The following is a 16,338-nucleotide window of genomic DNA, read 5'->3' as shown; positions in this document are numbered from 1 at the left end:
ATGGTAAAAAACATTGAGAAGAGTACTATTGTGCTCCTCCAAAAAATTAAAGACAAAATAGGTTCCCCCGTGTCTATTGACGTTGTCGTTGCAACCCTGGAATCTTTAGGAATAAAAAGTGAAAATGTTCAGGATGATTTTGGCTATAAAGACTCTTGGGAGCTAGCCAAATACATATTCCAAGAACTTACTTTAAATGCAAAATCACTTATTAAGAATGAAAAACAATTAGAATATGAAAGTTTAAATGAAAATAAGCCTAAAAAGGTAATTCTAAATGCTTATTTATTTTTTAAACAGTATTTTTTTAGTACATCATATCTCTTAGCTTTTGCTATTCAACTGACATCAATTATTGCTTATGGCTTTTCGATATACATATACACTGGATTTAATCATGTTCAATCAACAGTTGTTGTTTTAGGAATTGTTATTGGAATGATTATAAGTGGCGGATTTATTCAGGTAATCGGTAATCAAGTATCAAAGCATTTTTATTTAAAAGACTATAAACTAGTTGAGCAAATGACCTTCTTTTTATTAAAGAAAGGAGCCTTTTTCATCATTTCTTCTATTGCTCTCTTATTTTTTATCAACTTAATTTTACCATTATATCCTTTAAAAACAGCTTTACTAATTGGAGCATATGCCTTTTGGGTTGCTTTGTTATTTTTAGTTTTCGCCCCACTTCATGTTATAAAAAATCGTAAAATAATTTTACTCGCTACTCTCCTAGCAACTATTGTATGCTTACCTCTAACCGGAAACACTTTTTTTAATATTTATCAGCTTCATTTTCTTGGACTTTTCGTTGCTATTTCTACAGTAATGATATTCCTAGTATTCTACTTTAAGTTTAAAAGAAAAGAAAGTCTTTCTAGTGAAATAATTTTTCAGAAAGGAGCCCTATTTTACAATAATTTATATCCTTTTCTATATGGAGTCTTAATTAATCTCTTTTTTTTTATTGACAGGATCGTTGCTTGGTCTAGTACAAAGGTTAGTAACTTCTTTATGCCAATTTACTATGAAAAAGACTATGAAATAGGCATGGACATTTCTATTATTTTCTTTCTTCTTCTTGCTGGAATTCTTGAGTATGGAAATACTTCTCTATTTAATTTATTAAATGAATATAAAAACAAAATAGTACTAGCCAATTTAAAAGAATACAAAAGAAAAATTCGTAAACTATATTTTAAGAACATCTTACTAGTATTCTTAGCTGCTTTACCTATTTACTTAATTATTTTATACATATTTTATGGTAATTGGGGTTACAACCATTTTTTTATTGAGCCCTTAAAAAGTATAAATATTAAAGTAGCTAATGCAGGTATTATTGGTTATTTCTTTTTGTGCATAGGAATGCTAAACTCTTCTTATTTATTATCCATGAAAAAACAAAAAGAAGTTCTTCAAATTCTTTCCTTTGCTTGTTTTCTTAATATAACCTCTGGGCTAATTCTTAGCCGTTTATTCTCATATGAGGATAGTGTTTATGGAATGTTAATCGCTTCTATTGCCTTTACTTTTTTAAGTCTTAAAGAAAATATAAAGGTGTATAAAAACATAGATTATTATGCTACATTATAAATATTTACTTGTATTACTTAGTTCGGTTTTATCATTTAAATCTTTTGCCAATTTAAACAATGTTTTCCTCAGCTATGGAAAGGTTCCTATTCAAAAGATTAGAAATTACACCTATGTTATTCTTGAAGCGAGTCATTATACTGCTGGTGAAGTAGCTGTTTTAAAACAGTACAATCGCCATGTATTATGTTATATCTCTCTTGGTGAAGTAAATAAATACACTCCTTTTTACGAACAAGCAAAATCGTTTGTTCTTTCTGGTAAAAACGAAATATGGAATAGCTATTACTTAGATTTAGAGAAAAAGCCGCTTCAGAAAATATTAATGAAAGACATTAAAGATAAAATTAAAGTAAAAGGATTTGATGGGCTCTTCTTAGATAATATTGATAATTACGGAATGTATGGTAAGCAAAAGTTTTTACAAAAGTATTTATTGTCTTTTTTAATTGATCTTAAAAAACAGTATTCGGGCATTTATTTGATGCAAAACGCTGGTTTAGATTTAATAAAAATGTCCCATAATTTGGTAGATTCTGTGGCAGTAGAATCAGTTATAACTTCATACAGTTTTGAAAAGAAAAAATATCAGTTCAGAAAGAAAAAGGAATTTCAACACAAGGCAATCAATATTAAAAAGATTGAACAGGAATACAATATACCATTCATTATTATAGAATATATGGACAGTGATAAAGGAAAAAATAAAATCTTGAGAAAATTAAAGAAGTTTAACTGGAATGTATTCGTTGGACAAATTGATTTACAAAACACCCCTATCTTTAAATAATATCTAATGAAATTACATGAAACGAGCTTTCTTTATGCTTTAATAAGGTTTGTTGTTGTCTTTATTCTTTTTTATCTAATTAGAAGAAACTCTAAAAAGAAAACTGAATATTTTTTTTCGGAATTCGTTGTTATTAATATTAGTAAATATGCTTCATTGAGTATTGTTCTTGTTTTCTTCCTTACTCTTTTAAATGCCTTTAACCTTTTTAATTTTTTATGGCTGGTTTTTGTTTTTTTGATGTTTGATTTAAATAACTTCAATCATCCTAAAATTATTTATTCTTACCTGAAGCATTCTTTTGATAAATATACCACAGACTATATCGGATTTATTGAAAGCTCTCAAAAAAAGCAGAATATTATTAATTCTATTACACCTAAAAAATTAAGTAATTCTGAACTCTACGACCTTATTTCTGTACTTATAATTATAACACTCGTGTTTTTAACTCGGATGTTTTTTTATTCTAATGACTTATTTTTATTTTCTGAAAATTGGTTTACAGATTATGAAAAACTCACTCTAGTACAAAATCAAAAGTGGTTTAACATTGAGTATCAAGAAATGGGTGAATACGCTCTTATTAGTATCTTTAGTTACTTTTTTAAAGTAAGCCCAGGCATGAGTTTGCAAATGTTCGGTCTTTTACAAACAATTATATTATCAATTTTAATATTTTTCATTGTAAAAAGAATTAGTAGAAAAGACAAATTATTAACTCCGATCCTAACTTCTTTTTTATTTTTTGCTGGCTTGAGTATCCTACCAATAGATCTTACATCAATATTTAAACATCAGAAAATATTTACGATCATCTTTATCTTATTACCTGTTGTTGTTAAAACATCCGAAAAGCAGCATTATTATAAATTCAGAACAAACTTATTTATCCTATGCCTTGCTTTTGTTGCCATTACATTAACCTCATTTGCTTCTATGATTATTTTGGTAACCCCTATGTTCATAATTCTTGTTTTTTTCGATAATAGCAAAACAATCAGTCAACAAATAACATTATTCTTGTTACCTTTTACCATTGGGTTACTCACTCTGACTTTTTTTATGTCATTTTACGAGTATGGACACTTCAATATTGATTTCTTTTTAAAAAACAGCTTTATAGAAATATCTAATTTCACTAAAACTGAAAGTCTTTATTTTAATTATGAAACCATAATCAAATGTGTTTCAATATTATCTACAATAACCATAGTTATTAATATTCTAAATCATAAATTAAACCTCATTTCTGTTACTATTTGTACACTCTATTTATTTGTAGCTGCTTTTTATCATACTGAACTCTTTCTTATAGATAAAAACCTTTTACTCTCTGTTTTTAGTTTTCTAACCCCTCTTAGTATTGGATGCATTATTTCAGACTTACTTTTCAATAACATAAAGTGGTTTGATTCGAAAAACTCTGCTTACATTTCTTCTTTCTTCATTGTACTCACTTTTTTCATTGGTGGAACTTTTCAAAAGAATTTTCTCAAAAGATTTAAAAAGTCAAATGAAACCAATAGACAATTACTTTCAGTTTATGATAAAATTATTACGTCTCATTTACCATATAGCTATGCCGTCGTTAACCATGAAGGAGCGATTACCTTTAGTACGTCCAATCATTTTTTTATTAACTATCATGAATTGAACAGAACATATGCAGAAAAAGACTCTATATTCCATAACAATAGAAAGAAAAAAAGCTATTTGAAAGCTCATCCAGAAGCCATTATACCTAATAGCGTATTCTTATTTGAAATATTAGGGGTTGATAAGAATGTTAGTCGAATAGGTTTCTTAACACCAGAGAAGCAACTAAAGAAAAATGACAGCATTATTAAAGTATTAAAATCGAGAGGTCGGAACGTTTCTTTGTATGTAAATACCAATCGTCTCCGAGTTTATAAAATTATCAACAAGAAAAATAGTAGCAACGTAAACAAAATGTTGTTTTACGATAAGAGACTGTAAAACTTATAACCACACACCTTAATTCCTCCCACAAAATCATGTACAACATGTAAAATACTGAACCTAAATTTATTCATGTGAAAAGAAAAACTAACCAATTTATTAAAATAGGAATAATCCTGTTCCTATTTGCTTGTTCCGTTTACGGCTTTTATTCAGATAATAATAGCTTATTAAAGTCAAACATATCGAATTCAAAAAACACATTTTCAAAAAGCAACTATTTTATAAATAAGAAAAGTCCTCTAGTAAGTTTTATAGGAAATTCAGGGAAACATAAGGAAACACTTTCTCATATTCAGCAACTCTGCGATTATACCAAAATCCCTTTTTCTACTATCTCTAACGAGAATTTAAAAGACGAAAAATTTGAAATCCCGAATACCCTGAAAATAATTTTTCTAGATAAAACAGAACTATTATCCAAAAAAGCAATAGAAAAACTAATTCTTTTTACCGTGAATGGTGGTACGATTATATTTACCAACTTACCAACCGATAAACGTCTAAATTATTTAATTGGACTACAAAAAAAAAGCTCTTTACATTCATACAACACTACTGCTAAAGGAGTTTTGTTTAACAATAATTTCACGCCCAACCTCAATAAAATTGAAATTTTTAAAGATCTAATTCACTATGGTTTCAATAAAGGTAGTTTCAATAAAAGTATAAAAACAATATTAACTTCAGTAAACGAAAAAAACTATCCTGTTATTCTCCAAAACAATGTTGGTTCAGGTAAAGTCATTTTATTTAATACAACTTTTGAAATCTCTAAATATGAAAGGGGACTATTATTCCCTTGTATTATCTCTTCCCTCGAAGGAGTTCCTTATCCGATTGCCAATATAAACACTATTTTTTTAGATGATTTCCCTAGCCCTGTATATCCTTTTATGAAAGAACCCATATTAAGTGAGTACAATGTTTCCAGTCAGAAATTTGTTAAAGATATTTGGTGGAGTGATATGTTAAAATTAGCAAAAAGATACAATATTAATTATACCACTACAATCATTTTCGATTATGATGAAAATGTTGAACCTCCTTTTTCATACAAACAATGGAATTCAGCCAGAGAAAATTTTATCCCTATTCCACATCAAATTACTCAAGATGTATTAAATCAAAATCATGAATTGGGTATACATGGCTATAATCATGTATCCCTTCTAAAAAAAAGCTGGACATCGGAGAATATAAAAATTGCCATGAATTCCGTAAAAAAAATGTGGAGCATCAGTAATTATGGTCATCATCCTATTTCATATATCCCACCTTCAAATTACATCGATAAGCAAGGTCTTTTAGCTTTGCATGAAGGCTTGCCTTCATTAAAGTATATGTGTAGTCTTTATACCGGAAAATTTAAAAAAGGTGGAGATCGCGAGTTCAATCCCGAGCCATATACTAATGAAATGTTCGACTTTCCAAGGAACACTTCAGGCTTTTATTTAAATACTTTTAAAAAATATTTAAAAGAATCTATGTTTTTATACACTGGAGTTTGGTCGCACTTTGTTCATCCTGATGACATTTATCAAATTCCAATCATGGGCAACTTAAAAACGAAAGGAGAGTTTAGTTTTAGAAATGAATTAGGTTTAAATTGGAGGAAAACGAATGATCAAAACCTACCTGGAATGTATCCAACCTTTGAAAAACTCATTCAAAACCATATTAAAAACTATCCACTTACAAAGTTTCCAAATATTAAAATTGGAGGTAAATTAGTTTCTCAATTAAGAGTTGATGATTTTCAACATAAAAAGAATGACAGATTTTATATTGTTCAAAATTTAACATCCCCAAAAAAAGAGCATGATTGGTTTGTTTATATTTCTAACAAAAAAGCAAAAAAAACATTCCAGTATTTAGTCGGAAAAAACTACGTCTTTACAAAAACCAAATTACTTGACGGGTTCATTGTAAATATAAAAACAACTGATGGAAAACTTAGTATTCCAAAATTAGAAAAAGAAGCCGATCATCTATTCTCTAAAGATATCTTAACCGAATTCAATAATTATTTAACCTATAAAGAAACCATCAAAGATATACTGAACGAAAAACTAAAAACTTTAAGAGAAAAAATATTCGAAAGCGATATATTATCCATAGAGACATGGAAAGAATATGCTAAATATTCAGGATGGGCTAAACAAGAAAAACTTTTTTGGAATGATTTAGAAAACTACTATTATAAACATCAAAATTTCAACGCGGCTTGCTTACCTGAAAAAATGGCCAAGCTTATTTGGTATCCATCAGAAAAAAGTAAGTTAATTTGGTTAGAACGGAAAATAATTACAGCAAACGACATTCATACTAAGCTCAACTTGTTAAAAGAATATATCAAAAACCATAACAGTAAAAAGAATCAAAAATCAATTCAAGAAAAGCTACAATTAATTTCGAAATTGAATCCCACTATTGAAAACAAAATTGCTTATATATCTACATATTTATGGAATAAAAGCAATGACAAACTAGCTGTTCTCAATGAACTCCAGGTAAGTGTTGATTATAAATATATTGCTAATGAACTCGCTTGGTATTTTTACGAAAAAAAACAACTATCAAAAGCTTTGGAATGGGCATCTATATCTGATAAGATCACAATTGAAACACAACTTTATTGGTTATTTGAAGCTAAAAAAAATGCAGAATTAGAGTCTTTCTATTCTAACTTTAAATATAAATCTAATGAAGAAAAGTTTCTAGCGGATAAAACAATGATTGATCTTTATTTGGCTAATGAAGAGTTTTTAAAAGCATGGAGTGTTGCTACTCAAATCTCAACATCTCATAGAGAATACCAGTCCATTCGGAAAAAACTGAATACATTCTTCTTGTACCAAAAAAGAAATACGCAAAAATTATTACTAAATAATGATTCTTTCTTATTTAAGAAAACAACAGACAGTATTCAACGAATCATTATGTTAGAAGAAAACAACCTATACAGCATACAATCAATTTTAAATACAAACAGAGCCGATATAAGTACATTCGATAAAAAGTTCACCTATAGTTTTATTAATAGCAAAAAGCATGTTCATAATTTTTCGTTTACACATTCCTTAGTAAATGATATTGTTAATAAGAAAGGGAAAAGCTTTTCTCTTTATGGTATAAATTATCAATTTGAAAATTCAAAATCATTTAGTCAAGTTCTTAGTTATTCTGGTAATTTTGGTTTCGAAACCGATAGAAATAACTATTTTTTTCAGCTTGGAATTCAAGGAAGTTATAATTTAGAAAATAGCTTATTCGCTTTGAATTATAAAACCTCTCCTGTCAGAAATAATGTTGGTTTCGAAGACTTTTTATATGTAAACACCTTAGGATGTTATTACGAAAAAAACTTCAAAAATAAAATCAACACTACAGCATACCTTGAAACCAATTATTATACAGATGATAATTCTGATATAACACTTTCACTTTCTATAAATTACCCTGTATATAAATATGGTAATAATATTTTCAGAACTGTAGCCGAAAGTACTCATTCCATAGGTTCTGCTGATTTAAATGGAATTCCATACTGGATGACAACCAATAGACATTTTGCAGGTGGTGGCTTACAATACCAACTTAATACGGATATTGATAAAACCTTTATTCTTTTGGACGGGATGTATTTTTATGATAGTTACTCATCATATTTTTCAAGATATAGAGCTAAACTCAACTTTCACCTACGAAAAAACTTTACCATTAATTTCAGTGGAGAGTTATTTCAACATGACTTGTATTATTCAAATACATTTAATATTGGGTTGTCATACTACATCCCTTAAATAAGTTACTTTAATGACCTTTAAAAAAACAAATTATAGTCGTATTTTTGAAGCAATAAAACGCATACAATGAAAAAAATACAAATGGTTGACTTACAGAGTCAATATCAAAAAATAAAAGACGTTGTTAATACTTCAATTGAAGAAGTTTTAAACTCTTCAGCATATATCAACGGTCCGTATGTAAAAGAATTTCAAGCTGATTTAGAAAATTATTTAAATGTAAAACATGTTATTCCTTGTGCCAATGGAACGGATGCTTTACAAATTGCAATGATGGGGTTGGGTTTAGAACCTGGTGATGAAGTTATTACTGTTGATTTTACTTTTGCTGCAACAGTTGAAGTTATTGGCCTACTGCAATTAACTCCCGTTTTGGTTGATGTAGAATTAGATACGTTTAATATTAATATTGAAGCTCTAAAAAAAGCAATTACTCCAAAAACAAAAGCCATTGTTCCTGTTCATTTATTTGGACAATGTGCCAATATGGAAACTATTATTGCAATTGCTAAAGAGCACAATTTATTTGTTATTGAAGATAATGCACAAGCTATTGGTGCTGATTATACTTTCTCTGATGGTACAGTAAAAAAGGCTGGTACTATTGGACATGTTGGAACAACTTCTTTTTTCCCTTCGAAAAACTTAGGTTGCTACGGTGATGGTGGAGCAATTTTTACTAATGATGATGAATTAGCACATACATTAAGAGGTGTTGTTAATCACGGAATGTACAAAAGATATTATCATGACGTAGTTGGTGTAAACTCTCGATTAGATAGTATACAAGCTGCGGTTTTAAAAGCTAAACTCCCTAATTTAGATGCGTATTGTGACGCCCGAAGAAAAGCGGCAGCGTTTTATTCGAACGCTTTTAAAAGTGATAAAAACATTGTTACTCCAGTTATAAGTGATTTCACGACGCATGTATTCCATCAATATACCTTAAGAATTACCAATGGAAAAAGAGATGCATTACATAAACATTTATTGGACAATAACATTCCTAACGCCATTTATTATCCAGTACCATTACATGCTCAAAAAGCCTATAAAGACGATCGTTATAACGAAAAAGACTTTGAGGTTACAAACCAATTGATTAATGAAGTTATTTCATTACCAATGCACACTGAATTAGATACTGAACAACAAGGTTTTATAAGCCAAACTATTTTAAATTTTTTAAACTAACTACACTACTTTAACATAATTAATTTCTTTAACCTCTAAAAAATTAAATGAACATGAAAAAAATCCTAGTAACAGGAGGGTTAGGCTTTATTGGATCGCATACTGTTGTAGAACTTCAGAATGCAGGTTTCGAAGTTGTGATTATTGATAATTTATCGAATTCCAGAATAGAAGTTTTGGAAAGCATTATTGAAATTACTGGTAAAAGACCAGACTTTCATAAAATAGATTTAAGAGTTAAATCTGATGTGAAAGCTTTCTTTAATTCGAATAAAATTGACGGAATTATCCATTTTGCAGCATCCAAAGCTGTTGGAGAAAGTGTAGACAAACCATTAGATTATTACGAAAACAATATAGGTACTTTGGTATACTTACTTCAGGAAATGAGAGATAAAAATATGGATAACTTTATTTTTAGTTCTTCTTGCACTGTATACGGTCAAGCAGATGAATTACCAATTACTGAAAATGCCCAAGTAAAAGCAGCTGAATCTCCTTACGGAAATACCAAGCAAGTTGGTGAAGAAATTATAAAGGAAGCTTGTAATGCTCATAATTTAAATGCTATTGCTTTACGTTATTTCAACCCAATAGGAGCGCATGATAGCATTAAAATTGGAGAGCTACCTCTTGGGGTTCCTCAAAATTTAATCCCATTTGTTACTCAAACTGCGGCCGGAATAAGAAAGGAACTGTCCATTTTTGGAGATAACTATCCAACTGAAGATGGAACTGCTGTTAGAGATTATATTCACGTGGTGGATTTAGCAAAAGCACATATAGCGGCTCTTCAACGATTATTAGATAAAAATAATAAAGCCAATTTTGAATTTTTTAATGTTGGTACTGGAAAAGGTAGTTCTGTTTTAGAAGTAGTTCAATCTTTTGAAAAAGTAGCTAATAAAAAATTGAACTATAAAATCGTTGGTAGAAGAGCAGGAGATATTACTGCTGCTTATGCCGATACTACATTAGCGAGTAAAGAGTTGAATTGGAAAACTGAAAAAACGTTGGATGAAGCCTTAGAATCCGCATGGAAATGGCAACAAAGTCAATCATAAAAAAAAGAACCCCAAGTTGATCAACTTGGGGTTTCTTTTACTATGTTTTAAAATAATCTAATTATTTATTTTCTAATAATTCAAATGACTGTCGTGCAATTTCTAATTCTTCATTCGTTGGAATAACCAATACTTTTACTTTTGAATCTTTAGCACTCATATCTGTAAACTCACTTACTCTTTGATCGTTTATTTTCTCATCTAAAGAAATCCCTAATCCATCCATATCTTTACAAATCAACTCTCTCATTTTTTGAGAATTTTCTCCAATACCAGCTGTAAACACAATAGCATCCAATCCATTCATTGCTGCAAGATAAGATCCAATATATTTCTTAATTCTATAAGCATTCATTTCTAAAGCCAACTTACATAAATCATCACCTTTATCTGCAGCATCTTCAATATCTCTTAAGTCACTGTATCCTGTTAAACCATACATACCACTTTCCTTATGAAGCATTTTATTTACTTCTTCCGAAGTATACCCTAATGAATCAATTAAATGGAAAATTAAACTATGATCAACATCTCCACTGCGCGTACCCATAATTAAACCTGTTGCAGGTCCGAACCCAAGACTGTGATCAACACTTCTACCGTCTTTAATAGCTGTCATACTACAACCATTTCCAAGGTGAATTGTTATAATTTTTAAATTTTCTTTATTTAAATATTGAATGGCCTGTTCTGAAACATACTTATGACTTGTGCCATGAAAACCGTATAATCGAATATTTTCATTCTCCAAGAACTCATTTGGAATAGCATATTTATATGCCTTTGTTGGAATTGTTTGATGAAATGAAGTATCGAACACAGCTATTTGCTTAGCCTTATTAAAAATATCTTCAGCAACATTTACCCCCTCTAAATTCGCGGGGTTATGTAATGGAGCCAAAGGGAATAAATCCTTAATTTTATTTTTTACTTCTTGAGTTACCTCAATGGTTTCAGTAAAGGAACTCCCGCCATGCACAACTCTGTGTCCCACAGCCATTATCTCATCAGTTGAAGAAATCACACCAACTTTAGTGTCCAATAATAACTTTACTACTTTTTCCAGCCCTTCTTTATGATTCTTTATATCAGTAATTTCTTCAATAGATTCCTTTTCCGTCTTATAACGTACTTTACTATTTTCTAATCCTATTCGTTCAATAACTCCAGAACATATTACCTGTTGTACTGGCATTACAAACAATTGATATTTTATCGAAGAACTTCCCGAGTTTATTACTAAAATTTTCATATTCTAATGAATTTTATCCTTGAGCTTGAATTGCAGTTAGTATTACTGTATTAAATATATCATCTATCGTACAGCCTCTACTTAAATCGTTTACTGGTTTGTTTAAACCTTGTAACATTGGTCCAATAGCTAATGCGCCTGTTTCTCTTTGAACTGCCTTATAAGTGTTGTTTCCAGTATTTAAATCTGGAAAAATTAATACATTCGCTTGACCAGCAACTTCTGAATTAGGCAGCTTTTTCTTTCCTACAGATGGATCAACCGCAGCGTCATACTGAATAGGTCCTTCTACTTTTAAATCAGGTCTCTTTTCTTTTACTATTTCTGTAGCTCTTCTTACAACATCAACATCTTCACCTTTTCCAGATGCTCCCGAAGAATATGATAATAAAGCTATTTTAGGATTAATTCCAAATGCGATACTAGAATCAGCAGATGAAATAGCAATTTCAGCTAACTGTTCAGCTGTTGGATTTGGATTAATTGCACAATCTCCGAAAACAGAAACACGATCTTCTAAACACATGAAAAAAATTGATGACACTACCGAGAAACCTGGTTTTGTTTTTACAAATTGTAACGCAGGTTTTATAGTATGCTGTGTCGTATGAGCAGCTCCAGAAACCATTCCGTCAGCATATCCTTTATATACCATCATTGTCCCAAAATAAGACACATCCGCCATTAAATCTTCAGCCATTGCCAAATTTAAACCTTTATGCTTTCTAAGTTCATAAAGCGTCGATGCAAAATCATGAAAATACTCAGACTCAATTGGATTGATTACAGGAGTTTTTTCAAAGTCAAACGGAATATTCAATCTTTTAATAGAAGACTCTATATTAACTTTTTTTCCTAAAATTGTAATATCAACCAAGTCTATTTTTTGAAGTTGCGAAGCAGCCGTTAAAATACGATCATCAGCTCCTTCGGGTAATACTATATGCTTTCTTTCCTGTTTTGCTCTTTGTAATAGATTGTATTGAAACATCCTAGGAGTTAATACATTCGATTTTTTATAACTAACTAATTTTTCCTTTAATGTTTCAACATTTACATATGTTTCAAACATATTAATTGACATCTTAATTTTACTACTATTGTCGGCATAAATATGAGAGCGTATCGTACCTAGTTTAGAAGCTACACTAAATGTACCTTCCTCAACCCATAATACAGGAATGATTTTCTCAAGTCCTTTTATCAATTTTATTACTGACGAACTTAAGTCAATCCCTCCTGTTAAGATAATACCAGCAACCGAAGGATAATTACTAGATATATTTGCTTGCAACGTCCCCAATAATATATCAGATCGATCTGCAGGAGTCACTACTACACAATCCTCTGTTAAGTGATTCAAAAATTTAGAGAGATGCATTGCTCCTACCTTAATTCCTCCAGTAGCATTATTTAAATATTCATCACCAAATAATACATTAGCATTAATTCCTTTCAAAAGCTCTTTTATCGAAGGATTATTCAATTTTTCATCGATTGGAATTGCATTTACAGAAACTGATTTTGGGAGATTAGCTCCTACTTCTTTAAGAATTATTGGAATGTTCTTTTGTTGAACCTTATTTGCTACCACAGCAATGACTTCAACATCTTTATTAGTAAAAGAATCGTACGTTAAACGTAAACCTTGTATAAAGTCTTCTAAACTCTTTCCAATTCCTCCTGATACAATAATTACAGGAACACCAAGGTTTTTAGCAATAAGTGTATTTAAATCCATTTCAATTATTGCAGCATGATCTGAAAAATCAGTTCCCTCAATAACCAGGTAATCGAATTCTTCTTCTAATTTCTTATACTTTTCTATTATTTTATTAATAACGTCATCTTCTTCATCATTATTTATTTTATTAACTAATTCTGAACGCGTAAAAGCATATGAGTCCTCATAGCTCGTTGAAAGATTAAAGTAAGTTAAAACAGTATTGATATGATTGTCTCTTTTTCCATTGACAGGGTTATCAATAATAGGTCGGAAATAACCGACTTTAGGATTATTTCTAAGCAGTAACTGCATTAATCCAAGGGTAAGCATCGATTTACCAGAATTAGCTTCTGTCGCTGCTATATATATTGCTTTATTCATTATTTAAGAGATGGGTACTTTGTAGGGACAAATTTAATTTAAATTTAGTGCAAAAAAAAACTCATCATTACAAATGTAATGATGAGTTTTAAAAAGAAAGGCAACGACCTACTCTCCCACCTGTGGCAGTACCATCGGCGCAAATGGGCTTAACTTCTCTGTTCGGAATGGTAAGAGGTGAGCCCCATTGCTGTAATCACCTTAAATCGTTCAGTATTTTTCAACTGTATAAGTTAACATACTGGTAAAATTATATCGTAAATATTCTCAATATTTTGCTTCTAAAGAGTTTCCGTCCCGAACTATTGCTAGCTCGGGAGGATCGTACATAAGCCTATGGGTTATTAGTACTACTCGGCTACATACATTACTGCACTTACACCTATAGCCTATCGACGTGGTAATCTCCCACGACCCTTTAAAGAAATCTCATCTTGTGGTGGGTTTCGCGCTTATATGCTTTCAGCGCTTATCCCTTCCCGACGTAGCTACTCTGCAGTGCCCCTGGCGAGACAACAGATACACTAGAGGTCAGTCCAACTCGGTCCTCTCGTACTAAAGTCAGATCCACTCAAATTTCTAACGCCCACAGCAGATAGAGACCGAACTGTCTCACGACGTTCTGAACCCAGCTCGCGTGCCACTTTAATGGGCGAACAGCCCAACCCTTGGGACCTTCTCCAGCCCCAGGATGTGACGAGCCGACATCGAGGTGCCAAACCCCCCGTCGATGTGAGCTCTTGGGGGAGATCAGCCTGTTATCCCCGGAGTACCTTTTATCCTTTGAGCGATGGCCCTTCCACACGGAACCACCGGATCACTATGCTCTACTTTCGTACCTGATCGACCTGTATGTCTCTCAGTCAAGCTCCCTTATGCCATTGCACTCTACGCACGGTTACCAAACGTGCTGAGGGAACCTTTAGAAGCCTCCGTTACTCTTTTGGAGGCGACCACCCCAGTCAAACTACCCACCACGCACTGTTCTCATCGCTGAGTTAGGCTCTAGATAAGCAAAGGGTGGTATTTCAAGGACGACTCCACAACGCCTAGCGACGCCACTTCATTGTCTCCCACCTATCCTACACATTACTTATCCAAAGTCAATACGAAGCTATAGTAAAGGTTCACGGGGTCTTTTCGTCCCGCTGCGGGTAATCGGCATCTTCACCGATACTACAATTTCACCGAGCTCATGGCTGAGACAGTATCCAGATCGTTGCACCATTCGTGCAGGTCGGAACTTACCCGACAAGGAATTTCGCTACCTTAGGACCGTTATAGTTACGGCCGCCGTTTACTGGGGCTTCATTTGAGATCTTCGCCGAAGCTAAACCCTCCACTTAACCTTCCAGCACCGGGCAGGTGTCAGGCCATATACATCATCTTTCAATTTAGCATAGCCCTGTGTTTTTGATAAACAGTCGCCTGGATCTTTTCACTGCGGCCTACCGAAGTAGGCGACCTTTCTCCCGAAGTTACAGGTCGATTTTGCCTAGTTCCTTAGCCATGAATCTCTCGAGCACCTTAGAATTCTCATCCCAACTACCTGTGTCGGTTTACGGTACGGGTTCTTATAAACTAGAGCTTAGAGGTTTTTCTTGGAAGTTCTTAACCGCACTATCCACGCTTCCGAAGAGTTGTGGTACTATCACACTTTAGCTAGTTCTGCGGATTTGCCTACAGAACTAATACCTACATGTTTCAACGAGCTATTCCGTCAGCTCGCGGCGGGTTCATTACTCCGTCACCCCATCGCATTTATAAGAAGTACAGGAATATTAACCTGTTGTCCATCGACTACTCCCTTCGGATTCGCCTTAGGTCCCGACTAACCCTCAGCTGATTAGCATCGCTGAGGAAACCTTAGTCTTTCGGTGTGCAGGTTTCTCACCTGCATTATCGTTACTTATGCCTACATTTTCTTTTCTATCCGTTCCAGCAGACCTCACAGTCCACCTTCTACACAAATAGAATGCTCCCCTACCACTTTTAAAGTCCATAGCTTCGGTAATATGTTTATGCCCGATTATTATCCATGCAAAACCGCTCGACTAGTGAGCTGTTACGCACTCTTTAAATGAATGGCTGCTTCCAAGCCAACATCCTAGCTGTCTAAGCAGTTTCACCTCGTTTTTTCAACTTAACATATATTTGGGGACCTTAGCTGATGGTCTGGGTTCTTTCCCTCTCGGACATGGACCTTAGCACCCATGCCCTCACTGCTGATAAACATTTTATAGCATTCGGAGTTTGTCAGGAATTGGTAGGCGGTGAAGCCCCCGCATCCAATCAGTAGCTCTACCTCTATAAAACTTTTAATCAACGCTGCACCTAAATGCATTTCGGGGAGTACGAGCTATTTCCGAGTTTGATTGGCCTTTCACCCCTACCCACAGGTCATCCAAAGACTTTTCAACGTCAACTGGTTCGGTCCTCCACTGTGTGTTACCACAGCTTCAACCTGCCCATGGGTAGATCACTCGGTTTCGCGTCTACTACTACTAACTTAAGCGCCCTATTCAGACTCGCTTTCGCTTCGG

General features: G+C 32.5%; 8 protein-coding genes and 2 rRNA genes (1 of these 10 only partly in view). 6 read left to right on the top strand and 4 right to left on the bottom strand.

Features of this window, described 5'->3' with window-relative positions; translation table 11 throughout:
• From BLW23_RS06610 to galE, 6 genes are all read left to right on the top strand, one after another.
• Nucleotides 1-1,596 carry an MATE family efflux transporter gene (locus BLW23_RS06610; RefSeq protein WP_093668482.1) on the top strand — a complete coding sequence of 532 codons (1,596 nt, stop codon included), beginning with the start codon at nt 1-3 and terminating at the stop codon, nt 1,594-1,596.
• Nucleotides 1,583-2,386 carry an endo alpha-1,4 polygalactosaminidase gene (locus BLW23_RS06605; RefSeq protein ID WP_093668481.1) on the top strand — a complete coding sequence of 268 codons (804 nt, stop codon included), beginning with the start codon at nt 1,583-1,585 and terminating at the stop codon, nt 2,384-2,386. The genes BLW23_RS06610 and BLW23_RS06605 overlap by 14 nt, the downstream gene beginning before the upstream one ends.
• Nucleotides 2,387-2,392: 6 nt before the next feature.
• On the top strand, nt 2,393-4,366 hold the full coding sequence (locus BLW23_RS06600) for a hypothetical protein (protein WP_093668480.1): 1,974 nt from the start codon (nt 2,393-2,395) through the stop codon (nt 4,364-4,366).
• 77 nt (nt 4,367-4,443) lie between these two features.
• The gene (locus BLW23_RS06595; protein WP_176829771.1) at nt 4,444-8,175 is read left to right on the top strand and encodes a DUF2194 domain-containing protein; all 3,732 of its coding nucleotides are present in this window, start codon (nt 4,444-4,446) and stop codon (nt 8,173-8,175) included.
• Between the two features lie 69 nt (nt 8,176-8,244).
• A complete protein-coding gene (locus BLW23_RS06590; protein ID WP_093668478.1) occupies nt 8,245-9,372 on the top strand; it encodes a DegT/DnrJ/EryC1/StrS family aminotransferase in 1,128 nt (375 codons plus the stop codon).
• A 53-nt stretch (nt 9,373-9,425) separates the two neighbouring features.
• Nucleotides 9,426-10,436 carry a UDP-glucose 4-epimerase GalE gene (gene galE / locus BLW23_RS06585; RefSeq protein WP_093669340.1) on the top strand — a complete coding sequence of 337 codons (1,011 nt, stop codon included), beginning with the start codon at nt 9,426-9,428 and terminating at the stop codon, nt 10,434-10,436.
• Nucleotides 10,437-10,497: 61 nt separating this feature from the next.
• On the opposite strand, the gene BLW23_RS06580 is transcribed toward galE, so the two are convergent.
• The 4 genes from BLW23_RS06580 to BLW23_RS06565 all read right to left on the bottom strand — a co-directional run.
• Nucleotides 10,498-11,688 (bottom strand): acetate/propionate family kinase, encoded by a 1,191-nt coding sequence (locus BLW23_RS06580; RefSeq protein WP_093668477.1) that lies wholly within the window; start codon nt 11,686-11,688, stop codon nt 10,498-10,500.
• Between the two features lie 13 nt (nt 11,689-11,701).
• On the bottom strand, nt 11,702-13,795 hold the full coding sequence (gene pta / locus BLW23_RS06575; RefSeq protein WP_093668476.1) for a phosphate acetyltransferase: 2,094 nt from the start codon (nt 13,793-13,795) through the stop codon (nt 11,702-11,704).
• 95 nt (nt 13,796-13,890) lie between these two features.
• A 5S ribosomal RNA gene (gene rrf, locus BLW23_RS06570) occupies nt 13,891-13,999 on the bottom strand.
• A 120-nt stretch (nt 14,000-14,119) separates the two neighbouring features.
• Nucleotides 14,120-16,338, bottom strand: a 23S ribosomal RNA gene (locus BLW23_RS06565); it runs 648 nt beyond the window's last position.

The organism is Tenacibaculum sp. MAR_2009_124 (assembly GCF_900105455.1).
Lineage (GTDB): Bacteria > Bacteroidota > Bacteroidia > Flavobacteriales > Flavobacteriaceae > Polaribacter.
This window is presented reverse-complemented; position numbering and strand designations above follow the sequence as displayed.

Coding starts and splice junctions, on each gene's coding strand:
- BLW23_RS06600 (WP_093668480.1), top strand. CDS start 2,393: ATGAAATTACATGAAACGAGCTTTCTTTATGCTTTAATAAGGTTTGTT.
- galE (WP_093669340.1), top strand. CDS start 9,426: ATGAAAAAAATCCTAGTAACAGGAGGGTTAGGCTTTATTGGATCGCAT.
- pta (WP_093668476.1), bottom strand. CDS start 13,795: ATGAATAAAGCAATATATATAGCAGCGACAGAAGCTAATTCTGGTAAA.
- BLW23_RS06580 (WP_093668477.1), bottom strand. CDS start 11,688: ATGAAAATTTTAGTAATAAACTCGGGAAGTTCTTCGATAAAATATCAA.
- BLW23_RS06605 (WP_093668481.1), top strand. CDS start 1,583: ATGCTACATTATAAATATTTACTTGTATTACTTAGTTCGGTTTTATCA.
- BLW23_RS06590 (WP_093668478.1), top strand. CDS start 8,245: ATGAAAAAAATACAAATGGTTGACTTACAGAGTCAATATCAAAAAATA.
- BLW23_RS06610 (WP_093668482.1), top strand. CDS start 1: ATGGTAAAAAACATTGAGAAGAGTACTATTGTGCTCCTCCAAAAAATT.